Origin of the sequence: Leptothrix cholodnii SP-6 (genome assembly GCF_000019785.1) — a bacterium.
GTDB lineage: Bacteria > Pseudomonadota > Gammaproteobacteria > Burkholderiales > Burkholderiaceae_C > Sphaerotilus > Sphaerotilus cholodnii.
In genome coordinates this window covers 4,523,584-4,547,983 of record NC_010524.1, presented here as the reverse complement: position 1 = coordinate 4,547,983, position 24,400 = coordinate 4,523,584, and the positions used below count along the sequence as shown (strand labels likewise).

The window sequence follows — 24,400 nt, the reverse complement described above, 5'->3', positions numbered from 1 at the left end:
GCGAGCGGCCTCAATCGGCGTGGCCGAGCAGGGCGCCGAATTCGGCGCCGTCCGGCAGGCCCTGCAGCAGGCGGATCGGCGGGGTGCTGCGGCCCAGCTCGAACGGCCACCACAGGCTGTGGCCGCCGAGCTGCTGCAGCAGCGCCTGCGCGGCGCGGTGGCCGAGCCAGTCGGCCAGGTCGGTGCGCGGGCCGAGCGGTTGCTCCTCGCAGGGGCGGCCGGTGATGCGGTTGCGGCTGCTGCGGGCCAGCGGCGGGTTGGCGCTGGCCGGCGTGGGCCAGGGCGGTGCTTCGGCCAGCGCCTGCTCGAACTCGTCGAGCGTGGCGCGTTCGGCCAGCGTGGCGAGCGCGGCCTCGGCCAGGTGGCGCCACCAGAGTTCGAGGTGGTTGAGCGCCAGCCGGTCCTGCGGCGCCTGCGCGCGCGGCTGCGCCAGCAGCAGCGGGAAGTAGCGGCCGACGCTGTCGCAGCTGGGCATCAGCACGCCGAACCACCACTGGTTGTCGACCACGCCGGGCGCCCAGGCGTAGCGCCACAGCGGCGCGCGCAGGTAGTGGTCGAGCCAGGCGCCGCCGAGTTCGGACTGGCTGATCGACATCACGCTGGCCAGCCAGTGGTCGAGCGCCTGCACCTGCGCGTGCGGCAGGCGGCGCGAGGCGAAGTCACCCAGCGCGCCGAGTTTTCCGTACCAGCCGGGGGCTTCGTGCATGGTGGTGGGCCCCGTCGCCGTGGCTCACAGGCCGTTCGGGCAGCTGAACTCGGCCAGCTCGCGCAGGCGCAGCGGGTTGCGCACGCTGCTGGCGGTGATCTCGAACACCGCCTTGCGGCCGTCGAGCTCGAAGGTGGCGCGAAAGCGCTCGGCGCTGCGGCCGGGTTCGAGCTGCACGCGGTCGAACAGGTGCAGCAGCGCCCACGGGCCTTCGTTGAGCAGGCCGTTGCCGCTGGCGCCGGCGGGGCTGAGCTGCAGCCGCACCTGGTTGGTGCCGCGCGGGCCGGGCCATTGCACGCTGGTCGGGATCTGCGGGCCGTGGGCGTAGCGCACCACCTGGCCGTCGATGTCGAGCACGAACTGGCTGATGCTGGCGTCCATCTCGACCGGCTTGAACTCCAGCCGCAGCTGCGGCGTGTTGCCGCCGGCCGGGAAGAAGGTGTCGCGGATGACCTGCGCGCGCTGGAACTGCGCCAGCGTGCCGGCGTCCTCGCCCAGCCCGTTGGCGCGGAAGCGCCAGGTCGGCCGCGCCGAGGTGTCGACGTGGGCGGCCAGCTTCTCCTGGAACAGCCGGTCGAAGCGCCCGCCCGGTCCGAACAGCTGGCCGAAATCCGCCAGCGTGACGTCGGTGGCCGAGCCGCTCCTGAGCGGGTAGCGCCCGGCCACGGCCTGCGTGCAGAAGTCGCCCACCATCGAGCGCACCTCGCGCGACAGCACCTCGCGCTGCATCAGCCCGGTGAAGCCGGCGCTGCTGCGGCCCAGCGTGCCGAGCAGGCTGCGCACCGGCTCGGCCGAGCGTGCGCCCTCGGCGCCCAGGCGCACCGGCAGGTCCGACGGCGGCGGCGGGTTGGCGCTGCGCACCGCCAGCTCGACGCTGGCCAGGTGCAGCTGCACCTCGTTGAGCAGCACGAGGGTGTCGTCGATCGGTGCGCGCGCACCCGGCGCGGCCTGCACGTAGCGGCGCAGCATCGCGAAGCGGTCGTCGACGATCGATTCGAGCGGCACACCGCGCGCGGGCAGCGCGGCGGCGGCCGCATCGCCGCCGAGCGCGCGGATGCCCTCGCGCACCGCGGCCACCGCACCACGCGCGCGGTCGGCGGCGGCCTTGACGGCGCCGGGCTCCTCGCCGCCGAGCAGCGTGGTCTCGCGCACCACCGCCTTCAGCAGCGTGGCCAGCGGGTTGTCGGGGCCGGACAGCACGCGCGTGACCTGCACCAGCTCGGCCAGGCTCTGGGTCGGGCGCAGGCGCACGTCGGCGATGAAGGCCTCCCAGGTGTTGGCGTAGTCGGTCAGGTACAGGCGGCGCACGTCGTCGGCCAGCGTGGCGGCGCTCGGGCGGGTGGCCTGGCCCGCAGCGCCGCCGCCGCCATTGGCGGCGTTCCCAAGAACCCAGGTTTCTTCATCCGCCAGTTCGCGGGTGACGGCGTCGACCTTGCGCTGGAAGCCCTGCTGGTAGCCGTCACGCGTATAGAGCCCGGGCACGCCGCGCGTCAGCGGGGCGCCGCTGGCGCGCGCGAACACCAGCGCCGCGGCCGGCCCGCCGGCGCGGGCGGCGGTGAACTCGGCCACCTGCTCGCCCAGGCCCTGGTGACGCAGGCGGTTGTAGATGCGCTGGGGCAGCGGCACGGCGGCGAGCAGGGCGCGGGTCTGCGTCACCAGCGCCTGGTCCTGCGGCAGCGGCGAGACGGCGGGGCCGAGCGCGAGCAGGGCGTCGAGGTGCTGGTCGAGCTGCTCGCGCTCGGCCGTGCCGACCTCGCGCGGCAGGTTCTGCGCCCAGTCGGCGCGCACCAGCGCGGCCAGCGCGTCGGCGTCGAAGCGCTGCGGGTCGTGCAGCATCAGGTAGGCCTTGAGCGATTCGTACTGCAGCTCGGGCGCGTCGGCGCGCTGGCGCAGCTGCTCCTCGATGCGCAGCGCCAGGCGCGGCAGCACGGCGTCGACCAGCATGCGCTGATAGGCGCTGCGCGAGGCGGCGTCGAGCTTGTCGCCCTGGAACAGCCCGAAGCCGAGCGACCACGGCACCGCCGCGTCGCCCCAGCCGGCCTGCGCCAGCTGGCGGGTGGCGGCCAGCGCCGGCAGCAGCGGCTGCAGGTCGGGGCTGGCACGGTTGGGCGTGGCCTGCACCAGCCGGCGCACCTCGTCGACCCGCGCCAGCACGGCGTCGACGTAGTTGCGGTTGTTGACCGCGCTGGTCGCCCAGGCCGCCAGCGCGCCCGCCGTCAGCAGGCCGAGCGCGGCGTAGGCGCCCACCAGCATCAGGCGACGGCGCCGTTCGCCGCGCGGATCGGTGCCGGCCAGGCCGGCCTCGGCGAACACCACCTCGCCGAGCAGGCGCTCCAGGAAGTAGCTGCGCGCGCTGGCGCCCTGCGGCGGCAGGATCGCGCGTTCGAGCTGCCAGCTGCGCGCGATCGAGCCCATCAGGCGGTCGATCGGCGTGCCTTCCTGCGTGCCGCTGACAAAGTACACGCCGCGCAGCAGGCTCGGCGGCTCGAACGGCGAGGGCGCGAAGGCGTCGCGCACGAAGGCGTCGAGCGGCTCGTGCAGGCTGCCGAACTGCAGCGGAAAGCCGTAGATGCGGGCGCGCCGCTGCGGGTCGGTCTCGGCCTGCAGGCGCTCGACCAGGCCGTCCTGCAGGCGCTGGGTCAGCGCCTTCAGCTCGGGGGCCAGGGCCGTGTGGTCGCCGCTGCGTGACTGCGCCAGCGTGAAGGTGGTGCCCCAGGGCGTGGCGCGGCTGTCCTTGTCGAGGGTGGCGAAATAGTCGCCGAAGCCGTTGAGCAGGTCGACCTTGGTGACCAGCAGGTAGACCGGGAAACGCACGCCCAGCTGCTTGTGCAGCTCCTGCAGGCGCAGGCGCACGCGAGCGGCGTAGTCGTCGCGCTCGGCGGCGCTGCGGCCGAGCAGGTCGGGCACCGACACGGTGACGAGCACGCCGTTGATCGGCTGGCGCGGCCGCGACTGGCGCAGCAGGCCGAGGAAGCCGCTCCACGCGCCCTGGTCGCGCCCGGCGTCGCTGTCCTGCGTGGTGAAGCGGCCGGCGGTGTCGATCAGCACCGCGCGGTCGGTGAACCACCAGTCGCAGTCGCGCGTGCCGCCGACGCCGCGCACGCGGTGTTCGCCGGTCAGCTCGGCCAGCGGGAACTGCAGACCGGCGTTGCGCAGCGCGGTGGTCTTGCCCGAGCCGGGCGCGCCGATGATCAGGTACCAGGGCAGCTGGTAGAGGTAGCGCCCGCCCAGGTTCTGCAGCCCCAGGCGCGCCAGCAGGCCGGGCTTGGGCGCGGCGGGTTTGCCACGCGCGTCGATCGCACCGACCGGGGCGCCGCCGGCCGCGGTCGACGCCGACGGGAACCGCGCCTCGCGCAGCACCTGCAGCGCGCGCTCGAAGCGCTGGCGCATCGCGGCCACGTCGGGTGACTCGCTGCCGGCCGGCGCACCGCCGGCGGCGGGCTTCATCAGCTGCTCGACCACCGACCGGTTGGCGCGGCGGGCCTGCCAGGCGCTCCACGCCGCCATCAGCAGCAGCGCCAGCACGAGGCAGCCGATCAGCATCAGCCGCGAGCGCGTGCTGTCGAGCGGGCGCACCTCGGCCACCGCGATCAGCGGGCCGACGATCCAGATCAGCAGCGACAGCGCCAGCAGCGCGACGACGGCGAGCGTCCAGCGGTTGAAGATCCAGCCCAGCAGCGTCTTCATGGCCGGGCTCCGGATGCGGGCGTGGCCGTGGGGGTTGCGGGTCTGGCGGCCGTGGCCACGCCCGGCGGCGCGGCGACGAACAGCGTGATCTCGACGCGCCGGTTCAGCGCCCGGTTGCCGGCGCTGTCATTGGCGACCACCGGCTCGCCGTCGGCGCGGCCCTCGGCGCGCACCCGCTCGGTGGCCACCTGCTGGCTCACCAGCAGCTCGCGCACCGCGCCGGCGCGCTCCTGCGAGAGGTGCCAGTTGGACGGGAAACGCGCCGAGCGGATCGGCTGGCTGTCGGTGTGGCCGGTGACGAGCACCGCGCCGCCGAACTGCGCCAGCGCGTCGGCCACGCGCCGCAGCAGCGCCTCCTTGGGCGCGGCGAGCGTGGCGCTGCCGGGCTCGAACAGGCCGTCGCCGCGCAGCGTGACGACGCTGCGGTCGACCTCGTCGCGCACCACCACCGCGCCCTCGGCGATCTCGGGCCGCAGGAAGGTCGCCAGCCGCGGCTGCGGCGCCGGCTGCGCCACCGCGGCCACCGGCGGGTTCAGGCGCAGGCCCTGGATCTGGCCGAACACCGGGTCGGAGCGCGCGCCGAGCCAGAAGCTCAGGCCGATGTAGGCGGCCACCAGCAGCAGGCCCAGCACCAGCGCCGTCACCAGCAGCGGCAGCCAGCCCGGCAGCGCGCGCTGCGCCACCGCCTCGACCTGCCAGTGCTGCGCCAGCGCCGGGGCGTGGTCGCCACGCGCCTGCAGCACGATGCGCGCGAGCTTGTCGCGCACCGCGTCGAGCTGGGCGCGGCCGTTCTCGATGGCGCGGAAACGCCCCTCGAAACCGAGCGCCAGCGCGGCGTAGATCAGCTCCAGCAGGTCGCGGTGTTCGGCCGGCTGGCCGGCCAGCCGGGCCATCAGCTGGAAGACCTTCTCGCCGCCCCAGGCCTCGTTGTGGAAGGTCACCAGCAGGCTGTGCTGGGCCCACACGCCGGCGCCGCCCCAGGGCGTGTCGCTGGCGGCCTCGTCGAGCACGGTGCACAGCACGTAGCGCGCGGCCATCACCTGCTGCGGCGTGATGCCGGCGGCGGCGGCGGCGGTGCTGAAGTCGCGCACCGCCTGCGCCAGGCTGTGCTTGAGCGCGGCGGGGTCGGCGACGTGGCGGGTCGCGCGCAGCTGCGGCACCGCCAGCAGCAGGCGGTTGGCCAGGCTGACCAGCGGATTCAGGCCCTGCGCCGGCAGCGGCGTGTCGGCGGCCGGCGGCTCCTGGGCGGCCGGCATGCGCGCCGGCGCGGCGCGGGCGCCGGGGTTGGGGCGGATGACGGTGGCGCCGCTGTCGAGCGCCGCGAACGGATCGTGCGGATCGTTCGGACCGGCACCGGGGCGGGGGGGCTGGGCGGACATGCGGGTGGGGTCGGGTTGTCGCTCGCCCGCTCAGGGCCGGATCGCCCACAGCTGCAGCTCGAGCCCGGGGAAGTCGCCGGCCACGTGCAGCGCCAGGTTGCCGCTGTGTTCGAGCTGCTTCCACAGCTCGCCGTCGCGCTGCACCTCGAAGTAGTGATGGCCGGCGTGGAACGGCAGCTGGCGCGGCGCCACCGGCAGGCTGCGCAGCGCGATGCCGGGCAGCGCCAGGCTGACCAGCTCCTTGATGCGCTCGACCGGGCCGACCTTGGCGTGCGCCAGGAAGCGCTGGCTGAGCTGCTCGGCCGGCAGCTGCGCGTGCACCGCCAGCACGAAGGCGGCGCCGCGCAGCAGCTCGGTGTCGCGGATCACGGCGGTGCGGAAGCCGTGCTGGCGGTCGGTCAGCTCGATCGGCGTGGCGCGTGGCACCGGCACGCCCGACAGCTGCACGCGCAGCTGCTCGATCAGCGTCGCGAAGGTGGCCTGCAGGTCGTCGTGCCGATAGAGCGCGAACTCGCGCGGCGTGCGGCTGTCGGTGCCGAAGCTGCTGAGCTCGCCGGCCAGCTGCAGGCAGGCGCGGTGGAACAGCGCCGGGTGCACCTGCGGGCCGCCGGCGAACTGGCGGAACAGCGGCTCGTTGCGGTTGAGCGTCATCAGCAGCAGGAAGTCGGCGATCTCGGAGACGCCGTGCGCCGCGCTGCCCATGCGCTCGGCCAGCAGGCGGGCGAACTGCTGCAGCCGCCCGTGCAGCAGCGCGGCCGAGGCGTGCAGGTGCTCGGTGGCGTCGAGCCGGGTCTGCGGCGGGATGTAGGCGCGGTCGAGCACCACCTGGGCGTCGGCGCGGCGCTCGATCACGCGCGCCACGCCCAGCGCCGTCCAGCCGTTGCCGAGTTCGCGCTCGCGCAGCAGCCGCAGCCGCAGGCGGCCGACCTGGATCGTCTGCGGCTCGTCGGTGGCGTTGGTCTGGTCGCGCAGCTGCAGCTCGGTGACGCCGTAGCGCGCGGCGTCGGCGGCGCTGCCGTCGAGGCCGAGGTCGAAATCGGTGGCGCCCGCACGCGCCAGGGGCGCGGCCAGGCAGACCCGCTCGCCCTTGAGGTCGGCCGGCACCTCGAGCGGGGCGGGCAGCGGGTCGTGATCGGGCAGCGCGTAGGGCGTGCCGTCGGGCAGCACGCCACGCGCGCGCACCAGGCCGACGCGGCCGAGTGCGAGCAGCGATTCGTCGAGCACCAGCTCGGCGTGGCCCCAGGCGTGCGCGTCGGCGGCACGCAGGCGGGTGTCGATCAGGTGTTCGAGCGCACGCGTTTCCTGCTGGAAATGGTGCGGCTGCAGGAACATGCCCTGCGACCACGCGACCTTGTCATGCAGGGTCATGGCGGCTCGCTCAGCGGGCGGGGGTGATCGAGACCGCGGACGCGTCGACCTGCACCTGCAGCGTCTGGGTGGCGGCGCTGCGCACCGGCGCCAGGGCGCGCCAGCGGGCCCGCTCGATGTCGCGATAGGCCGCGAAGACCGCCAGGAAGCGGGTCTGCTCGCCGGCCACGCGGTCGAGCACGCGGCGCTCGCCGGGCTGGACGATGAACTCCTCGCGCAGCACGATGTCGGCCGCCAGCTCGGCCTGGTCGCGCTGGAACAGCGCCATGAAGTCGGCGTTGTTGAAGGCCGCGTCCGACTTCAGCTCGTAGACCCGCACCAGCAGCGGCGAGGCGCGCTTGCGCAGGTCCGGGTTGATGTCGGCGCTGGCGACCAGCGCGCCGACGATGCGGGTCGGTTCGGGCTCCGGCTTGGCTTCGGGCTCGGGCGCGGTCAGCGCCTTGATCACCTTGGCCGAGGTCGAGCAGCCGGCCAGCAGCAGCGCGCCCGCGCCGGCCAGCACGCTGCGGCGCGCACGACTGGCCGCGTCTCGGGCGCTGTCTGCAGCGGCAGGAATCGAGCTCGGGGACGACTTCAGTGCGGACTTCACGCGGGCCTCCGTCATGGAGACCGAGCTTAGTCAGGCTGTGCGCCGCCCGGCGGTGACTAAGGTAACGCGCGCCGCGCTCGGGTGGCGCTCAGGTGCCGCGCACGTGCGGGTTGCTGCGGCGCTCGCGGCCGAAGCTGCTTTCCGGGCCGTGGCCGGGTATGAAGACGGTGTCGTCGCCCATCGGCCAGAGCCGCTGCGTGATGCTGGCGATCAGCGTGGCGTGGTCGCCGCCGGGGAAGTCGGTGCGGCCGATGCTGCCGGCGAACAGCACGTCGCCGACGAAGCAGCGCCGGATCTCGGCGCTGTGGAACACCACGTGGCCGGGCGTGTGGCCGGGGCAGTGGCGCACGGCCAGCGTGCTGTGGCCGATGCTGACACTGTCGCCGTCATGCAGCCAGCGGGTCGGCTTGAACGGCTCGACCGGCGGGAAACCGAACATGCGGCTCTGCTGGTCGAGGCCGTCGATCCAGAACTGGTCGCCCTCGTGCGGGCCGACGATCGGCAGGCCGAGTTCGCGCGCGAGCGTGCCGGTGCCGCCGGCGTGGTCGATGTGGGCGTGGGTGAGCCAGATCTGTTCGAGCTTGACGCCCAGCCGGGCCACTTCGGCCTGGATGCGCGGCAGGTCGCCGCCGGGGTCGATGACCGCGGCGGCCAGGGTTTCATCGCACCAGACGATCGAACAGTTCTGCTGGAAGGCGGTGACGGGGACGGTGAGGTAGCGCAGCATGCCGCGATGCTAGCGGCGTGCGCTGCCGTCCCCCCGTGTGTCAGAAGCTGTAGCCGATGCTCACGCTGATCTGCGGCAGCGCGCGGATCTTGCCGACGCCGTCGCGCAGTTCGGCCAGTTCGCGATCGATGTCGGCCTGCGCGCCCGGGTTGGCGAGCTGGCCTCGGCCCACGGCGGTGACGGTGGCGCGGCCGAGGCTGGCGCCCAGGTCGGCGGCAAAACGCAGGCCGGTCGACGCCTGGTGGCCCCAGCCGATGCCGACGTAGGGCGTGGTCTTCGGGAACTCGACCTGCACGTTCAGGCCGTCGTTGGCGTTGGTGATGTAGGTGGTGCCGCCCACTTCGAGCGTGCCGCCGGCACCCGAGGCATCGAGTTCGAGCTTGAAGTTGTTCGACGTCACGCCGCCGGTCAGGCGGAACACGCCGCCGAACGGAAACCAGTCGCCGAACAGGCCGACCCGGCTGGCCTTGAGCTTGCCGGCGTAGTGGATGCCCGATTCGGTGGTGGTCTTCTCGTGGCTGCCGAGCGTGACGAAATCGCCGCGCACGGTGAACGAGGGGCTGATCGGATGGGCGTAACCGAGCCCGACGCCGGGCAGGCCGACCTGGCCGTAGACCTCGCCGGCCTGGCTGGCGGTGGAGGCCAGGGCGCCCAGGCTCAGGACGAAGGCGGTGGCGAGAAAGTTCGGGCGATGCAGCGATTTCATCAGGACTCCAGTCGATCGGGGATGGGCGCGCGGCCCGGTTGGGGCCGCGCGGGCGCGATTCAAGCCCACCCTATCGGCCGTTGCACGTGCCGATTCAGCGCCAAGCTGCGCGTGCTGGCGTCAGGGCCTGTTCAATCGCGCGAGGGTGTGAGAGCCGTCACGGATGGCGAGGGCTCGCAGGCGCCGGCGGTCTTCAGTTCGGCGCCGGACCGGACCGGGTGATGAGCTCGCCGAGCAGCTCGACCACCTTGGGTGCGTCGTGCCGGCCGCGGTGCCACGGGTCCTCGAAATCATCGGCAAGGAGCCCGGGCCCGCCTTCGGGCAGCACCCCCTCGTGAAGGTAGCGAAAGCCCTTGGCCACGCGCTCGAACGGCACCCAGCCGCGGTTGAGCAGGACATGGGTCAGCGAGCCGGGTCCGCCGGCCTGCAGCAGCGCGCGCACCTGCTCGGCCACAGTGCCGCCGATCGTCTCGGGGCATTCGAGGATGTTGCCGACGAAGACCTTGGGAACCTGCGGCGGCGCGGCGCGGATCGCCTCGGCGATGCCCGCCACCGACAGGTGCGGCAGCGTGCTGGTGTAGAAGCTGCCCGGGCCGAACAGCATCAGGTCGGCCGTGCCGATCGCCTCCAGGACCGCCGGATTGGCCGCCGGGCGCGAAGCCGCGGGCCTGCCGTCGCCCGCGTGCAGCAGCTCGACCCGCTCGATGCCCGCCTGCGCCTGTTCGGCGTTCAGGTCGGTGATGCGCTCCTGGCCGCGCACCACCTGGCCGTCGCGCAGCACGGCACGCAGCTCGACCGTGTCGTCGGCGGTCGATGGCCACACGTGGCCGTCGATGGCGCACAGCTTGCGGAACACGAAGATCGCGGTGTTGATGTCGCGACCGTGGGCGAAGTAGGCCCCCGTCAGCACGAAGTTGCCGATGCTGCCGCGGCAGAAATCGAAGTCGCCGGCGATGTTCGACTGGAACACGCGCAGGTAGTTGAGGATCGCGCCGCGGATGCCGGGCTCCATCGTGGCCAGCAGGGGGTGGGCGCCGCTGACGTAGAAGTCGAATTCGGCCAGCAGATCGGGCTGGCTCGAGGTCTCGGACAGGCGGGCGTTGAAGAAGCGCACCACGCTGCTGACCCGGCCTTCGCCGTGGGCCATCGTCATCAGGGCCTGGCGGATGTCGCCCATCGCCAGGATGCCGAGCGCGGCCCGCAAGGCCCTGGAGCTGCCGCCGCTGTCCCAGGCGGGCACCACGCGGGTGACCTCGTAGCGCTGTCGGCACAGGGCCATGGTGATGTCGCGGCTGCCGCTGCCGCCGCCGAACATGACGATGCGTTTCATCGGATCGGGCCTTCGTCCTCGCGGGCCGCACCGAGCCGCCCCCCCGCGCATCTTGCGGGTTCTTACAGATCGAAGTCGTAATCGATCGTCAACGGCGCGTGGTCGCTGAACCACTGCGCCTTGTAGATCGAGGTCTCCCGTGCCGTCGCGGCCAGACCCGGCGTCGCCAGGTGATAGTCGATCCGCCACCCCACGTTCTTGGCCCGTGCCTGACCGCGGTTGCTCCACCACGTGTAGGCCTCGTCGGTGGCGTCGGGGCGCAGCCGGCGGTAGACGTCGACCAGCCCGGTGTCGCCGAGCAGGCGGGTCATCCAGGCGCGCTCTTCGGGCAGGAAGCCGCTGTTCTTCAGGTTGCCCTTCCAGTTCTTCAGGTCGATTTCCTGGTGGGCGATGTTGACGTCGCCCATCAGGACGAACTCGCGCCCGGCCTTCAGCGCGCGCAGGTGCGGCTCGATCAGGTCGAGGAAACGGAACTTGGCCTGCTGGCGTTCGTCGCCTGAAGATCCGCTCGGGAAGTAACAGCTGATGATGGAAAGTTTCCGCTGCGGCGTGTCGTAGCGGGCCTCGACGTAGCGGCCCTCGGCATCGAAGTCGGCATGGCCCAGGCCGATCACGACGTCGCTCGGCTCGTGGCGGCTGTAGAGGCCCACGCCGGAGTAGCCTTTCTTCTCGGCGCAGTGGAAATGGCCCTGCATGCCGTGCAGCACGGTCATGTCCGCCGTCAGGTCGGCGTGCTGGGCCTTGAGCTCCTGCACCCCCATACAATCGATCTCAGCTGCCTCCACCCACGGGATCAGACCCTTGTTCACTGCAGAACGGATGCCGTTGAGGTTGAGGCTGACCAGACGCACGCGAGACCTTTCCAGATGAATGACGACCCTTTGGCCCAGTCCACGACCGACAACCTGGCGCAGGATTTCGTGTCCTTTGCCGTCGATGCGGGGGTGCTGAGGTTCGGGGAGTTCAAGACCAAGGCCGGGCGGCTGTCGCCCTATTTCTTCAATGCCGGCCTGTTCGACGACGGCGCCAAGCTGGGCCGTCTGGCGCAATTCTATGCACGCCGGCTGGTGGCTTCGGGGCTGCAGTTCGACATGCTGTTCGGCCCCGCCTACAAGGGCATCACGCTGGCCGCGGCGGTGGCCATCGAGCTGGCGCGGCTCGGCCACAACGTGCCTTACGCCTACAACCGCAAGGAAGCCAAGGACCACGGCGAGGGTGGCACGCTGGTCGGCGCGCCGGTGCGCGGGCGGGTGCTGATCATCGACGACGTGATCTCCGCGGGCACTTCGGTGCGCGAGTCGATCGCGATGATCCGCGCCGCCGGCGCCGAGCCCTGCGGCGTGACGATCGCGCTCGACCGCCAGGAGAAGGCCAGCGCCGAGGGTGTCGACGCGCCGCATTCGGCGGTGCAGTTCGTGCAGCGCGAGCTCGGCCTGGCGGTGGTGGCGATCGCCACGCTCGACGACCTGCTGCAGTTCCTGTCGGTGCAGAGCAATGCCGTGCTGGCCAGCCACCTGCCCGCGGTGCAGGCCTATCGCGGCCGCTACGGAGTGGCGCAGTGACACCCCTGTCGGTCCGCCGGTTCTGGCTGGCCGGCTTGCTGGCGGGCAGTGCCACGCTGGCCGGCGCCCAGGTCGGTGGCATCTACACCTGCATCGACGGCAAGGGCCGCAAGATCACCTCGGATCGGCCGATCCCCGAGTGCCTCGACCGCCAGCAGGACCTGCGCAACAGCGACGGCTCGGTGCGCACCCGCGTGCCGCCCAGCCTGACCGCCGAGGAGCGCGCCATCGCCGAGGAGCGCCAGCGGCGCCAGATGGTGATCGACGCCGCGCGCAAGGACGCCGTGCGGCATGACCGCAACCTGCTCAACCGCTACCCCGACGAGGCCGCGCACCAGCGTGCCCGCGAGGCCGCGCTCGATCCGCTGCGCCAGGCGCTCCGGATCGCCGACAAGCGGCTGGCCGAACTGCAGCGCGAACGCAAGGTGCTCGAAGCCGAGACCGAGTTCTACAGCGGCCGCGAACTGCCGCGCAAGCTGAAGGTCCGTTTTGACGACAACCAGACCAGCATTGCCGCCCAGCAGGGTGCGGTGGCCAACCACCAGACCGAGTCCGAGCGCATCAACGCCCGTTACGACGAGGAACTGGCGCGCCTGAAGCGCCTGTGGGCCGGCGCGATGCCCGGCAGCATCGGCCCGGTGCCCGGCACCGCCACGGTGGCGCACTGAGCGCCCCGCGGCGGCCTCCGCTCAGCCGCCCAGCCGGCTCTTGAGCCGGTCGTTGACCTGGGCCGGATTGGCCTTGCCCTTGCTCGCCTTCATGACCTGGCCGACCAGCGCGTTGAAGGCCTTCTCCTTGCCGGCGCGGAACTCGTCGACCGATTTCTGGTTGGCCGCCAGCACCGTGTCGATGATCGCGTCGAGCGCGCCGGTGTCGTTCATCTGCTTGAGGCCCTGCGCCTCGATGACGGCGTCGACCTCCTGCGCCGCGCCGCTCCAGAGCACCTCGAAGACCTGCCGCGCGGCGTTGTTGGAGATCGTGCCGTCGACGATGCGGCCGATCAGCGCGGCCAGCTGGGTCGGGCTGACCGGGCTGGTCTCGATGCCGCGGTCTTCGGCGTTGAGGCGACGCGACAGCTCGCCCATCAGCCAGTTGGCCACCAGCTTGGGCTGGCCGCAGGCCTCGACCGCCGCCTGGTAGAACGCGGCGATGGCGCGGCTGGTCGTCATCATGGCCGCGTCGTAGGCGGGCAGGCCGTGCTCGCTCTGGAAACGCGCCGCCAGCGCGCCGGGCAGCTCGGGCATGTCGGCCTTGACGCGCTCGATCCACTCGGGCCCGATCAGCAGCGGCGGCAGGTCCGGGTCGGGGAAGTAGCGGTAGTCGTGCGCGTCTTCCTTGGTGCGCATCATGCGGGTCTCGCCGCTGTCGGGGTCGAACAGCACGGTGGCCTGGCGGATCTCGTGGCCGTCCTCGATCTGCTCGATCTGCCACTGCACCTCGTAGTCGATCGCCTGCGTCAGGTGGCGAAAGCTGTTGAGGTTCTTGATCTCGCGCCGCGTGCCGTAGGGCTGGCCGGGGCGGCGCACCGACACGTTGGCGTCGCAGCGGAAGCTGCCTTCCTGCATGTTGCCGTCGCAGATGCCCAGCCAGACCACCAGCGTGTGCAGCGCACGGGCGTATTCGACCGCCTGCCGGCTGGAGCGCAGGTCGGGCTCGGTGACGATCTCCAGCAGCGGCGTGCCGGCGCGGTTGAGGTCGATGCCGCTGACGGCGTGGCCGAGCCGGTCGTTCGAGCCCAGGCCCTCGTGGATCGACTTGCCGGCGTCCTCCTCGAGGTGGGCGCGCGTCAGGTTGACCTTCATCGGCTCGCCGTCGACGAAGAAGCCGACCGCGCCGCCCTGCACCACCGGCGTCTCGTACTGGCTGATCTGGTAGCCCTTGGGCAGGTCCGGGTAGAAGTAGTTCTTGCGCGCGAAGATCGACATCGGCGCGATCGTCGCGCCCACCGCCAGGCCGAAGCGGATGGCGCGCTCGACCGCGCCGCGGTTCATCACCGGCAGGCTGCCCGGCAGCGCCAGATCGACCGCGCAGGCCTGCGTGTTGGGCTCGGCGCCGAAGGCGGTCGATGCCCCCGAGAAGATCTTCGACTGGGTGGAAAGCTGGGCGTGGGTCTCGAAGCCGATCACGACTTCATAACCACGCACGAGGAGGGATGCGGTCATGGGGCTGCGCCAGGGGGAACGCTCGCGGGCCGGTCGTGCTTGAGCCGGTCGGCGTCTGCGTGATTGAAGGGGTAGGGATGCCGTCTGCGCGCCCGGCCCGGGGCCGCGTCGCGCGAAACCGGAATGCTAAGCCATCCGTGCCCCCGCGGCACCCGCCCGGCGCCGGGGCGCCGCTTACACTTCGGCCACCTCGTTCCCGTGACGCCCCGCCATGAAGCCCATCCGCGTTGTCGCCATCGCCGCCCTGGTGCTCGGCTGTGCCGGCGCGACGGCCGTGGTGCTGGCCCGCCGCGATGCGGCGCCGGTGGTCGACTACACCCTGCTCGACGGCAGCCGGCACCGCAGCGACGCGCTGCGCGGCCAGGTCGTGCTGGTCAACTTCTGGGCCACCAGCTGCACCGTCTGCGTCAAGGAGATGCCCGAGCTGATGGCCACCTACCGGCGGTTCCGCGACCGCGGCTTCGAGACCCTGGCGGTGTCGATGAGCTACGACCCGCCGGCCTACGTGGTGAACTACGCGCGCTCGCGCGAGCTGCCGTTCCCGGTCGCGATCGACAACACCGGCGAGATCGCGCGCCGCTTCGGCGACGTGCAGCTGACGCCGACCACCGTCGTGATCAACCGGCGCGGCCGGATCGTCAGGCGCTACGTCGGCGCGCCGGATTTTGCCGAGCTCAACCGCCTGCTCGAGCGGCTGCTGACCGAGAGCTGAGCCGCCGGCCGCTCACTTCTTGAGCGCACCGAAGACCGACTGCAGGATCGCCTGGCCGGTGGCGACCGGGTCCTGGCGGATCTTCTTTTCTTCCTCGCCGATCATCTTGTAGAGCCCGTCGAGCGCCTTGCCGGTGACGAACTGCTGCAGGTTGGCGTTTTCGGCCGACAGCAGGCCGAAGCGGCTGGCCCGCGAGGCCACGGCGTTGTACTTGCGGGCCAGCGAGACCTGTTCGGTGGCGGCGCTGACGATCGGCAGGAACTTCTCGGCCAGCGGCTCGCGGGTGCGGCCGGCGAAGAACTCGGTCACCGCGGTGTCGGAGCCGCGCAGGATCTGCGCCGCGTCGTCCACCGTCATGCTCTTGACGGCGTCGATCAGCAGCGTCTGGGCCTCGGGCACGGCGAGTTCGGCGGCGCGGTTCATCGCGGTCTCGAGCTCGTCGAGGCGCTTGCCCTGGCCGGTGGCGCGCAGCAGCTTGGCGGCGCGCTGCAGGGTGTCGGGCAGGGGGATGTGGACCAGCGGATTGGCCAGGAAGCCGTCGGTCCTGCCCAGCTGTGCGACCGCGGCTTTGGCGCCGAATTCGAGCGCCGCCCGCAGGCCGGCGGTGGCGTCGGCGGCGCTCGGCGTGGCCGCGCGCGCGGCGCCCAGGCCGCCGGTGCAGGCCATCGCGGCCAGCCACCGGATCAGTTGCCGGCGCTGGCCGGCGAGGTGCGGATCGGGTTGCGTGTGCATGTCTGCCTTCATCGAAGTGTCGGGTTGGCGTGGACTCTAACGCGCCCGGGGGCGCCCCGGACAGCGCCCGAACTGAACCCGCCGGCACGCTCATTTCCGGGCATCGCGGGGCGCGGCCCTGGTCGATCATGTTGAACAACGGGCGCATCCCCATCGTTGTCGGGTGTGTCGATGTCATGGGAGCTTTCATGTTCAAACTCGATCACCTGTCGATCTCGAAGAAGTTCTTGCTGCTGGGGGTGCTGGCCGTCGCGATGGCGCTGCCGCCGTCGGTCGGGCTGATCCGCAGCAAGCTGGCCACGATGAACACTGCCAGCGCCGAGGTGGCGGGGCTGCAGCCGATCAGCAGCCTGCTCGGTCTGCTGAAGGCGACACAGCAGCACCGCGGTGCGTCAGCCGGCGAACTGGGCGGCAACGAGGCGATGAAGGCCCGCCGCGCAGCCATCGAGCCGACCGTTCAGGCTGCGCTCGAGCAGGTCACCGCCGCCACCCGGGCTTATGAACTGCCTGGGCTGCTGCAGGACCGCGACGCCGTGACGTCGGCCTGGCAGTCCTTGCCCGGGGACGTGGTCAAGCGCGCCATCGACGGCCTCGAGAGTTTCAAGCGCCACACCGAGCTGATCGCGATCCAGCTCGATCTGCTGGTCGACGTGCTCGATGCCTCGGGCCTGAGCCTGGACCCCGAGGCCCACACCTACCACCTGACGATGGCGGTGCTCAACGACCTGCCGCCGGTCACCGAGGCGCTCGGCCAGCTGCGCGCCAGGGGCACCGCGGCGTTGGCGCGTGGCACCCTCACGCCACAGCAGCGCGCCGAGATGCAGGGCACCCTGGCGCTGGCCCATGCGCGCGTGCGGTCGGCCGAGAAGAATTTCGAGAAGACCCGTGCCAGTCGCCCCGACATGGACATGACGGCGCTCAACGCCGCCCGCAGCGCCGCCGCCGCCAGCCTGGCGCAGATCGACCAGCGCATCACCGCGATGACCGACGCCCAGGAGATGCCGGCGATCCCGCCCGAGGCCTATTTCGGCGAGACCACGAAGGCCATCGACCTGCAGTTCGCGCTCATCGACACCGCCTTCCCGATGCTGCAGGGCGCGCTCGAGGCGCGTGTCGCCGAGGCGCGTTTCAGCGTCGCCTCGCTGGCTGCCCTGCTGCTGGGCATCACGCTGGCGGGCGCCGCGATCAGCCTGGCCCTGGCGCGCAGCATGCAGCGTTCGATGGCGCAGGCGGTGGCGGTGGCCGAGGCGGTCGCTGCCGGCGACCTGAGCATGCGGGTGCGCACCGATGCGCGCGACGAGGTCGGCGCCCTGCTCGGCGCGCTCGACCGCATGAGCACGAATCTTTCGCGCATGGTCGGCGAGGTGCGGGCCGGCACCGACGCGATCGCCACCGCGTCGTCGCAGATCGCCCAGGGCAACGCCGACCTGTCCAGCCGCACCGAGCTGCAGGCCTCGCACCTGCAGCAGACGGCGGCGTCGATGGACCAGGTCAACGACACCGTGCGCGCCAACGCCGACAACGCCAACGAGGCCAACCGCATCGCCAGCCACGCCTCCGAGGTGGCGGCCGCCGGTGGCAAGGCCGTCAACCAGGTGGTGGCGACGATGAACGGCATCCAGGTCTCGAGCCGCAAGATCGCCGACATCATCGGCGTGATCGACGGCATTTCGTTCCAGACCAACATCCTGGCGCTCAACGCCGCGGTCGAGGCCGCGCGTGCCGGCGAGCAGGGCCGCGGCTTCGCGGTGGTGGCCGCCGAGGTGCGCACGCTGGCGCAGCGTTCGGCCAACGCCGCCAAGGAGATCAAGACCCTGATCGGCGACAGCGTCGAGAAGGTCGATGCCGGCAACCTGCTGGTGTCCGACGCCGGCCAGACCATCGGCGACGTGGTCGACCAGGTGCGCCGCGTCAACGACCTGATGGCCGAGATCACCGCCGCCACGCAGCAGCAGCAGGACGGCACCAGCCAGATCAACGCCGCGCTCGGCCAGCTCGATCAGTCGACCCAGCAGAACGCCGCGCTGGTCGAAGAAACCGCCGCCGCCGCCGAGAGCCTGCGCCAGCAGGCCACCCGCCTCACCGAGGTGATGGCGCAGTTCCGGCTCGCCGACGTGCACTGAGGCTGGCGGGTCGGCCGAGGCTCAGATCCTGCGGGCGTCGAGCGTGTTGCAGTCGGCCACCTTGCCGCTGTCGAAGCCGCGCCTGAACCAGCGCACCCGCTGCTCGCTGCTGCCGTGCGTGAAGCTCTCGGGCGCGACCGCGCCGCCGGCGTTGCGCTGCAGCGTGTCGTCGCCGATCTGCGCGGCCGCGTGCAGCGCCTCGTCGATGTCGCCGGCGTCGAGCCAGCGCCTGGCCTGCTCGGCGTGGTGCGCCCACAGCCCGGCGTAGCAGTCGGCCTGCAGCTCGACCCGCACCGACAGCGCATTCGCCTGCGCCTCGCCGAGCCGGCGTCGGGCCTGCTCGACCCGGCGACAGCGTCGAGAAGGTCGATGCCGGCAACCTGCTGGTGTCCGACGCCGGCCAGACCATCGGCGACGTGGTCGACCAGGTGCGCCGCGTCAACGACCTGATGGCCGAGATCACCGCCGCCACGCAGCAGCAGCAGGACGGCACCAGCCAGATCAACGCCGCGCTCGGCCAGCTCGATCAGTCGACCCAGCAGAACGCCGCGCTGGTCGAAGAAACCGCCGCCGCCGCCGAGAGCCTGCGCCAGCAGGCCACCCGCCTCACCGAGGTGATGGCGCAGTTCCGGCTCGCCGACGTGCACTGAGGCTGGCGGGTCGGCCGAGGCTCAGATCCTGCGGGCGTCGAGCGTGTTGCAGTCGGCCACCTTGCCGCTGTCGAAGCCGCGCCTGAACCAGCGCACCCGCTGCTCGCTGCTGCCGTGCGTGAAGCTCTCGGGCGCGACCGCGCCGCCGGCGTTGCGCTGCAGCGTGTCGTCGCCGATCTGCGCGGCCGCGTGCAGCGCCTCGTCGATGTCGCCGGCGTCGAGCCAGCGCCTGGCCTGCTCGGCGTGGTGCGCCCACAGCCCGGCGTAGCAGTCGGCCTGCAGCTCGACCCGCACCGACAGCGCATTCGCCTGCGCCTCGCCGAGCCGGCGTCGGGCCTGCTCGACCTTCTCGGTAACGCCGCTCAGGCGCTGCACGTGGTGGCCGACCTCGTGCGCCACCACGTAGGCCTGGGCGAAATCGCCGGGCGCGCCCAGGCGCTGGCGCATCACGTCGAAGAAGTCGAGGTCGAGGTAGACCTTCTGGTCGGCCGGGCAGTAGAACGGCCCCATCGCCGCTTCGCCGCGGCCGCATTCGGTGTGGGTGGTGCCACGGAACAGCACCAGCACCGGCTTGCGGTAGGTCGTGCCCTTGGCCTGGAACTGCTCGCCCCAGACGTCTTCGGTCGAGGCCAGCACGGTGGCGACGAAGCGGGCGCTCTCGTCCTGCGGCGCGGCGCGTGGCGTGTGCGGTGCGCTCTGCGAGACCGGCGCCTCGATCGGCCCGCCGCCGCCCAGCAGGCCGAGCACGGTCAGCGGGTTGATGCCGAAGATCCAGCCCGCCAGCAGCGCCACCGCCACGGTGCCCAGGCCGATGCCGCGCCCGCCACGCCCGACCGGCAGGCGGATGCCGCCCCGGCCGGCAGGGCCACCGCCGGTGTCAGCGCGGCGGTCCTCGATCTGGTCGCTTTCGCGCTGGCCGTCCCATTTCATGCCGCGTCCGCCTCGTCGTGACCGGTGCGCGGATCAGCCGGCGACCGGCGTGCCGTTGATGCGCTGCGTCAGGTGGGCGAGCGCCTCCTCGACCTGATCGACCAGCACCAGGCAGAGATCGCCCGGCTCCAGCCGCTCCAGCGCCGCGTCGATGGCGATGAACTCGCCGTAGATCTCGTCGACCCGGCGGGTGCGGGTGGCGTCGCTCAGGCCTTCGCGCAGCAGGCGCAGCACCTCGCCGTCCTCGCGGCCGCGCTGGCAGGCGTCCTGGAACAGGATCACGTCGTCGAAGGCCTGGCCGAGGATCTGGGTCTGCTCGCGGATGTCCTCGTCGCGGCGGTCGCCGGCGCCGCTGATCACCACCGAACGGCGCTTGCCCGGCAGCGCGTCGACCGCCGACACCAGCGCGCGCATCGCGTCGGGGTTGTGGCCGTAGTCGGCGATCACGGTGGCGCCGCGGTAGTCGAGCACGTTGAAGCGGCCGGGCGCGTTGTCGGCGTCGTTGACGAAGCTGGCCAGGCCGCGGCGCACCGCGTCCCAGTCGAGCCCGACGCCCCAGGCCGCGGCCACCGCGGCCATCGCGTTCTCGACCTGGAAGCCGATCAGGCCGCCGCGCGTGATCGGGATGTCGCGCAGCGACACGCTCTCGCGCCAGGCGCCTTCGGCCGCGACCAGCTGGTCGCCGTCGACGAACACGCAGCGCTTGCCTTGCGCGCGGTGCGTCGCCATCACCGGGTGCTGGCGGTCGGCGGCGAAGAAGATCACCTGGCCGGGGCAGGTGGTGGCCATCGCCGCGCAGATCGGGTCGGCGGCGTTGAGCACCGCGTAGCCGCTGGCGGCGACGTTCTGCACGATCACGCGCTTGAGCACCGCCAGGTCCTCGACCGTGGTGATGTAGTTCAGGCCGAGGTGATCGCCCGCGCCGATGTTGGTGACCACCGCGACCTGGCAGCGGTCGAAACCGAGGCCCTCGCGCAGCACGCCGCCGCGCGCGGTCTCGAACACCGCGGCGTCGACGTCGGGGTGCATCAGCACGTTGCGCGCGCTCTTGGGGCCCGAGCAGTCGCCGCTGTCGATCTGGCGGCCGTTGACGTAGACGCCGTCGGTGTTGGTCATGCCCACCCGCAGGCCGCTGGTGGCCAGGATGTGCGCGATCAGGCGGGTGGCGGTGGTCTTGCCGTTGGTGCCGGTGACGGCGACCAGCGGGATGCGGCCGTCGTGGCCGTGGCCGGGCACACCGAACAGGTGGTTGATCATCGCCTCGCCGACGTTGCGGCCCTTGCCGTAGGACGGCGACAGGTGCATGCGCAGGCCGGGCGCGGCATTGACCTCGACGATGCCGCCGCTCTGGTCCTCGAGCGGGCGCAGCACGCTTTCGCAGACCACGTCGACGCCGCAGATCTCCAGGCCGACCATCTGCGCCGCCGCCACCGCACGCGCGGCGACCTCGGGGTGCACGTCGTCGGTCACGTCGGTGGCGGTGCCGCCGGTGCTCAGGTTGGCGTTGTTGCGCAGGATCACGCGCTGGCCCTTGGGAGGCACCGACTCGGGCGTCAGGCCCTGGATCGCCAGGCGCGCCACGGCGATCTCGTCGAAGCGGATCTTGGTCAGCGAGGTGGCGTGGCCGTCGCCGCGCCTGGGGTCGGCGTTGACGATCTCGACCAGCTCGCGCACGCTGTGCACGCCGTCGCCGCTGACGTGCGGCGGGTCGCGCCGGGCCGCGGCGATCAGCTGGTTGCCGACCACCAGCAGGCGGTAGTCGGCGCCGGGCAGGAATTTCTCGACCATCACCTCGCCGATCTCGGCGGCGGCGGCGTAGGCGATTTCAAGGTGGGCGCGGTCGACGATGTTGACCGTCACGCCCTTGCCCTGGTTGCCGTCCTGCGGCTTGAGCACCACCGGCAGGCCGATCTCCTGCGCCACGGCCCAGGCGTCGTCGACGCTGGTGACCGGCCGGCCGATCGGCACCGGCACGCCGGCGGCGGCGAGCAGGCGTTTGCTCAGGTCCTTGTCCTGCGCGATCGACTCGCTGACCGCGCTGGTCGAGTCGACCTCGGCGGCCCAGATGCGGCGCGCGCGCGCGCCCCAGCCGAACTGCACCAGGCTGCCCTGCGTCAGGCGCCGCCACGGGATGCCGCGGGCGGCGGCGGCGTCGACGATCGAGCCGGTGGACGGGCCCAGGCGCACGTCCTCGTCGATCTCGCGCAGGCGGGCCAGTGCGGCCGTCACGTCGAAACTGCCTTGGCCGGCCAGTTCGAGCGCGGCGCGCACCAGCTGTTCGGCCAGTTCGAGCGCCAGGCGGCCGACCGGCTCCTCGCTGTACTCGACGACCATCTGGTAGACGCCGGTCTCCAGCGTGGCCGAAGTGCGGCTGAATGTCACCAGGCAGCCGGCCTGGTTCTGCAGCGCCAGGGCTGCGCTTTCGAGCACGTGGGCGAGCGACAGCACGCCGCGCTGGCCGCTGGCAGGCAGCGCGCCGATGCCCGGGAACAGCGCGCGCAGGCGCGGCTCGAAACCGGCCAGCCGTGAGATGTCGACCTCGTCGCCTTCACAGCGCACGATCGCTTCGATCGCGGTGTGTCGGCTCCAGAGGTTGGGGCCGCGCAGGGCCCGGATGCGGGTGAGGTCCATCAGCGTGTGTCGGAGTCGATCCGATGAAAGGCAGGGGAGTCGGTGGGCTCAGTGCTGGCCGGGGGCGGTCATGGCCAGGTCGGGATCGAAGGTCTCGATGCCGGCGGCGATCAGTTCGGGGGCGATGCCCAGGCCCCAGGCGGTGGCGACGGCGGCCAGCAGCACGCCGGCGCTGAGCGCCGCGCCGCGCCGGCGCCCGCTGTGCAGCGGCGGGCCGAGCGTCTCGCTGGTGCCCGTGGCCAGCACCAGGCGCCGGTCACGCAGGAACACCGCCCGCCCGCCCGCGCCGCGGTGTTCGCGCAGCGCGGCGTTCTGTCCGTCGTCGGCGTAGAGGAGCACCTCGCCGTCGCACAGGCTGGCGAGTTCGGCGATGCGTTCGTCGGCGGCGTTGAGCACGCCCACGCCGTCCGACAGCACCACGTCCATCTGCGTTCGCAGCACCCGCACCAGCTGGTCGGAGGTCTGGATGTCGTGCGCGGCCAGGGCCTCGGCGCCACCGAGGTCGGTGATCACGCCGACCTGGCAGCGGTCGTAGGCCAGGCCGTCCTGCAGGATGCTGGCGGCACCGTTCTCGAGCACCACCGCCTGCACCTCGCGGTTGATCAGCAGCCGGTGGCCGGCCGACCAGTTGGCGCCGTCGCGCCGCTCGACCTGGCGGTTGCCGAGGAACAGGCCGTCGCCGCAGGCCAGGCCGACGTGGCGCCCGCTCAGGTGCACCAGCCACGCCACCAGGCGGGCGATGCGGTGGGTGTCGACCGAGCCGGCGATGCCGACGATCGGGATGCGGCCCGAAGCGTCTTCGGCGAACAGGTGGTTGACGATCGCCTGGCCGACCGGCCGCGGCGTACCTTCGGCCGGCTTCAGGTGCATCAGCAGGCCGGGGCCGGCGTTGACCTCGACGATCGCGCCGCCCTGCTCCTGCAGCGGGCGCGAGATGTCCTCGCAGACCAGATCGACGCCGGCGATGTCCAGGCCGATCACCCGCGCGGCCAGCGAGACGGCGTGTTCGACCTCGGGGTGCACCTGGTCGGTGCAGTCGATCGAGACGTTGCCGTTGCGCTGGATCAGGATCCGCCGGCCGGCCTCCGGCACCGACGTGCCGTCGAGGCCCTGGCGCTCCAGCAGCAGGCGGATCACCGGCTCGCGGTCGAGGCGGATGGTCTCGAGCGGGAACTCCTCGGCGTCGCCGCGGCGCGGATCGATGTTGAGCTGGCTGTCGATCAGCTGCACGACGCTGCCGTGGCCGTCGCCGGTGATCCACAGGCTTTCGCCGCGGGCGGCGGCCACCACCTGTCCGTCGACGACCAGCACGCGGTGCTCGTCGCCGCGCACGTAGCGTTCGACGATCACCTCGCTGCCTTCGGCGCGCGCCACGCCCCAGGCGGATTCGACGTCCTGCCGGTTGCCGAGGTCGAGGCTGACGCCGCGGCCGTGGTTGGCGTCGGTCGGCTTGACCACCACCGGCAGGCCGATGTCCTGCGCGATCTCCCAGGCGGCGGCCGGGTCGGCGGCGACCTGGCCTTCGGGCACCGGCACGCCGACCGCGCGCAGCAGCGCCTTGGTCAGGTCCTTGTCGCCGGCGATGCCCTCGGCGATGGCGCTGGTGAGGTCGGTCTCGGCGGTCCAGATGCGGCGCTGCGCCGAGCCGTAGCCGAGCTGCACCAGGTTGCCGTCGTTGAGGCGGATGTGCGGGATGCGCCGATCGGTCGCCGCGGCGACGATGCAGGCGGTGCTGGGGCCGAGGAAGCACTCGTCGATGCGCTCGCGCACCTGCGTGACGGCGGCGTCGACGTCGAACGGCTGGTCGTTGATCGCCGCCATCAGCAGCGCATGCGCGTTGGCCAGCGCGGTGCGGGCGACCTGCTCGTCGCGGGCCCGGAACACCATCCGGTAGACGCCGCGCCGCGAGGTGCTGCGGGTCTGGCCGAAGCCGGTCGGCATGCCCGACAGGTTGAGCAGCTCGATCACCACGTGCTCGAGCACATGGCCCATCCAGGTGCCTTCCTGCAGCCGCTGCAGGAAACCGCCGCGCTCGCCGACACCGCAGTGGTGCTCGACCAGCGCCGGCAGCATCGCCGTCAGCCGGTCGTTGAAACCGGGCAGCAGGTGGGAGGGATGGTCTTCGAGCTCACCGAGATCGAGCCAGACTTCCAGCACCGGTCGGTAGGTCCAGACGTTGGGGCCGCGCAGGTAGTTGATGCGCAGCAGTTTGATGTCTTCTTTGAGGCTCATGAGGTCGGAATCTCGGCCCTGGGCGGGCGTGACGAAAGCGTTGCCTGGAGCGGCGCACGATTGTGCGCCTGTCAATGTGGTGCCGGCCTGACGTCGGCGAGACGGTCGTTTCGAGCGTTGTAGGCGCTTGGGCGAAAATCGCCGATTCGGCCCAGGATCCGGATTGTTCCCGAC

Annotated in this window: 19 protein-coding genes and 1 pseudogene; 5 read left to right on the top strand and 15 right to left on the bottom strand. The window is 72.2% G+C overall.

Annotated elements, in window-relative coordinates:
* Positions 1 to 10: 10 nt before the first annotated feature.
* The 9 genes from tagF to LCHO_RS20180 all read right to left on the bottom strand — a co-directional run bounded on the left by tagF (position 11) and on the right by LCHO_RS20180 (position 11,343).
* On the bottom strand, positions 11 to 706 hold the full coding sequence (gene tagF, locus LCHO_RS22405) for a type VI secretion system-associated protein TagF (protein ID WP_012349053.1): 696 nt from the start codon (positions 704 to 706) through the stop codon (positions 11 to 13).
* A gap of 24 nt (positions 707 to 730) precedes the next feature.
* The gene (gene tssM, locus LCHO_RS20215) at positions 731 to 4,393 is read right to left on the bottom strand and encodes a type VI secretion system membrane subunit TssM (RefSeq protein ID WP_012349052.1); all 3,663 of its coding nucleotides are present in this window, start codon (positions 4,391 to 4,393) and stop codon (positions 731 to 733) included.
* A complete protein-coding gene (locus LCHO_RS20210) occupies positions 4,390 to 5,772 on the bottom strand; it encodes a DotU family type VI secretion system protein (RefSeq protein WP_012349051.1) in 1,383 nt (460 codons plus the stop codon). Before LCHO_RS20210 ends, tssM begins: the two co-directional genes overlap by 4 nt.
* 30 nt (positions 5,773 to 5,802) lie before the next feature.
* A complete protein-coding gene (tssK, locus tag LCHO_RS20205; RefSeq protein WP_012349050.1) occupies positions 5,803 to 7,140 on the bottom strand; it encodes a type VI secretion system baseplate subunit TssK in 1,338 nt (445 codons plus the stop codon).
* Between the two features lie 10 nt (positions 7,141 to 7,150).
* Positions 7,151 to 7,729, bottom strand: a complete 579-nt coding sequence (tssJ, locus tag LCHO_RS20200; protein WP_190274821.1) for a type VI secretion system lipoprotein TssJ — start codon at positions 7,727 to 7,729, stop codon at positions 7,151 to 7,153.
* Positions 7,730 to 7,817: 88 nt separating this feature from the next.
* On the bottom strand, positions 7,818 to 8,456 hold the full coding sequence (locus tag LCHO_RS20195) for an MBL fold metallo-hydrolase (protein WP_012349048.1): 639 nt from the start codon (positions 8,454 to 8,456) through the stop codon (positions 7,818 to 7,820).
* A 40-nt stretch (positions 8,457 to 8,496) separates the two neighbouring features.
* Positions 8,497 to 9,162, bottom strand: a complete 666-nt coding sequence (locus LCHO_RS20190) for a hypothetical protein (RefSeq protein ID WP_012349047.1) — start codon at positions 9,160 to 9,162, stop codon at positions 8,497 to 8,499.
* A 193-nt stretch (positions 9,163 to 9,355) separates the two neighbouring features.
* Positions 9,356 to 10,492 (bottom strand): gluconeogenesis factor YvcK family protein, encoded by a 1,137-nt coding sequence (locus LCHO_RS20185; protein WP_012349046.1) that lies wholly within the window; start codon positions 10,490 to 10,492, stop codon positions 9,356 to 9,358.
* Positions 10,493 to 10,554: 62 nt separating this feature from the next.
* Positions 10,555 to 11,343 (bottom strand): exodeoxyribonuclease III, encoded by a 789-nt coding sequence (locus tag LCHO_RS20180; RefSeq protein WP_012349045.1) that lies wholly within the window; start codon positions 11,341 to 11,343, stop codon positions 10,555 to 10,557.
* 15 nt (positions 11,344 to 11,358) lie between these two features.
* On the opposite strand from LCHO_RS20180, the gene pyrE reads away from it, so the two are divergent.
* Positions 11,359 to 12,054: an orotate phosphoribosyltransferase gene (gene pyrE, locus LCHO_RS20175; RefSeq protein ID WP_012349044.1), complete on the top strand. Its 696-nt coding sequence runs from the start codon at positions 11,359 to 11,361 to the stop codon at positions 12,052 to 12,054.
* A complete protein-coding gene (locus LCHO_RS20170; RefSeq protein ID WP_012349043.1) occupies positions 12,051 to 12,722 on the top strand; it encodes a hypothetical protein in 672 nt (223 codons plus the stop codon). Before pyrE ends, LCHO_RS20170 begins: the two co-directional genes overlap by 4 nt.
* A 21-nt stretch (positions 12,723 to 12,743) precedes the next feature.
* On the opposite strand, the gene gatB is transcribed toward LCHO_RS20170, so the two are convergent.
* Positions 12,744 to 14,216, bottom strand: a complete 1,473-nt coding sequence (gene gatB, locus LCHO_RS20165; protein WP_012349042.1) for an Asp-tRNA(Asn)/Glu-tRNA(Gln) amidotransferase subunit GatB — start codon at positions 14,214 to 14,216, stop codon at positions 12,744 to 12,746.
* Positions 14,217 to 14,427: 211 nt separating this feature from the next.
* Here gatB and LCHO_RS20160 point away from each other — a divergent pair, with 211 nt between their 5' ends.
* Positions 14,428 to 14,928 carry a TlpA disulfide reductase family protein gene (locus LCHO_RS20160; RefSeq protein WP_012349041.1) on the top strand — a complete coding sequence of 167 codons (501 nt, stop codon included), beginning with the start codon at positions 14,428 to 14,430 and terminating at the stop codon, positions 14,926 to 14,928.
* Between the two features lie 12 nt (positions 14,929 to 14,940).
* On the opposite strand, the gene LCHO_RS20155 is transcribed toward LCHO_RS20160, so the two are convergent.
* On the bottom strand, positions 14,941 to 15,660 hold the full coding sequence (locus LCHO_RS20155; RefSeq protein WP_012349040.1) for a DUF4197 domain-containing protein: 720 nt from the start codon (positions 15,658 to 15,660) through the stop codon (positions 14,941 to 14,943).
* A gap of 188 nt (positions 15,661 to 15,848) precedes the next feature.
* Here LCHO_RS20155 and LCHO_RS24225 point away from each other — a divergent pair, with 188 nt between their 5' ends.
* Positions 15,849 to 17,783, top strand: coding sequence for a methyl-accepting chemotaxis protein (locus LCHO_RS24225; protein ID WP_012349039.1), 1,935 nt, complete (start codon positions 15,849 to 15,851; stop codon positions 17,781 to 17,783).
* A gap of 21 nt (positions 17,784 to 17,804) precedes the next feature.
* Here LCHO_RS24225 and LCHO_RS20145 read toward each other — a convergent pair.
* Positions 17,805 to 18,131 (bottom strand): annotated as a pseudogene (locus tag LCHO_RS20145) (neutral zinc metallopeptidase); the annotation flags it as partial.
* Between the two features lie 38 nt (positions 18,132 to 18,169).
* On the opposite strand from LCHO_RS20145, the gene LCHO_RS20140 reads away from it, so the two are divergent.
* A complete protein-coding gene (locus LCHO_RS20140) occupies positions 18,170 to 18,433 on the top strand; it encodes a hypothetical protein (protein ID WP_043704532.1) in 264 nt (87 codons plus the stop codon).
* A gap of 21 nt (positions 18,434 to 18,454) precedes the next feature.
* Here the strand turns inward: LCHO_RS20140 and ypfJ are convergent, their stop codons facing one another.
* The 3 genes from ypfJ to LCHO_RS20125 are packed head-to-tail and all read right to left on the bottom strand — an operon-like array spanning position 18,455 to position 24,226.
* On the bottom strand, positions 18,455 to 19,363 hold the full coding sequence (gene ypfJ, locus LCHO_RS20135) for a KPN_02809 family neutral zinc metallopeptidase (RefSeq protein ID WP_012349038.1): 909 nt from the start codon (positions 19,361 to 19,363) through the stop codon (positions 18,455 to 18,457).
* 33 nt (positions 19,364 to 19,396) lie between these two features.
* The gene (gene cphA / locus LCHO_RS20130) at positions 19,397 to 21,994 is read right to left on the bottom strand and encodes a cyanophycin synthetase (protein WP_012349037.1); all 2,598 of its coding nucleotides are present in this window, start codon (positions 21,992 to 21,994) and stop codon (positions 19,397 to 19,399) included.
* 48 nt (positions 21,995 to 22,042) lie between these two features.
* Positions 22,043 to 24,226: a cyanophycin synthetase gene (locus LCHO_RS20125; protein WP_012349036.1), complete on the bottom strand. Its 2,184-nt coding sequence runs from the start codon at positions 24,224 to 24,226 to the stop codon at positions 22,043 to 22,045.
* Positions 24,227 to 24,400: the final 174 nt, after the last annotated feature.

Excerpts from the sequence above, each read along its gene's own strand:
- tagF (WP_012349053.1), bottom strand. The coding sequence starts at position 706 with ATGCACGAAGCCCCCGGCTGGTACGGAAAACTCGGCGCGCTGGGTGAC.
- tssM (WP_012349052.1), bottom strand. The coding sequence starts at position 4,393 with ATGAAGACGCTGCTGGGCTGGATCTTCAACCGCTGGACGCTCGCCGTC.
- LCHO_RS20210 (WP_012349051.1), bottom strand. The coding sequence starts at position 5,772 with ATGTCCGCCCAGCCCCCCCGCCCCGGTGCCGGTCCGAACGATCCGCAC.
- tssK (WP_012349050.1), bottom strand. The coding sequence starts at position 7,140 with ATGACCCTGCATGACAAGGTCGCGTGGTCGCAGGGCATGTTCCTGCAG.
- LCHO_RS20195 (WP_012349048.1), bottom strand. The coding sequence starts at position 8,456 with ATGCTGCGCTACCTCACCGTCCCCGTCACCGCCTTCCAGCAGAACTGT.
- LCHO_RS20190 (WP_012349047.1), bottom strand. The coding sequence starts at position 9,162 with ATGAAATCGCTGCATCGCCCGAACTTTCTCGCCACCGCCTTCGTCCTG.
- LCHO_RS20185 (WP_012349046.1), bottom strand. The coding sequence starts at position 10,492 with ATGAAACGCATCGTCATGTTCGGCGGCGGCAGCGGCAGCCGCGACATC.
- pyrE (WP_012349044.1), top strand. The coding sequence starts at position 11,359 with ATGAATGACGACCCTTTGGCCCAGTCCACGACCGACAACCTGGCGCAG.
- gatB (WP_012349042.1), bottom strand. The coding sequence starts at position 14,216 with ATGACCGCATCCCTCCTCGTGCGTGGTTATGAAGTCGTGATCGGCTTC.
- LCHO_RS20160 (WP_012349041.1), top strand. The coding sequence starts at position 14,428 with ATGAAGCCCATCCGCGTTGTCGCCATCGCCGCCCTGGTGCTCGGCTGT.
- LCHO_RS20155 (WP_012349040.1), bottom strand. The coding sequence starts at position 15,660 with ATGCACACGCAACCCGATCCGCACCTCGCCGGCCAGCGCCGGCAACTG.
- LCHO_RS24225 (WP_012349039.1), top strand. The coding sequence starts at position 15,849 with ATGTTCAAACTCGATCACCTGTCGATCTCGAAGAAGTTCTTGCTGCTG.
- ypfJ (WP_012349038.1), bottom strand. The coding sequence starts at position 19,363 with ATGAAATGGGACGGCCAGCGCGAAAGCGACCAGATCGAGGACCGCCGC.
- cphA (WP_012349037.1), bottom strand. The coding sequence starts at position 21,994 with ATGGACCTCACCCGCATCCGGGCCCTGCGCGGCCCCAACCTCTGGAGC.
- LCHO_RS20125 (WP_012349036.1), bottom strand. The coding sequence starts at position 24,226 with ATGAGCCTCAAAGAAGACATCAAACTGCTGCGCATCAACTACCTGCGC.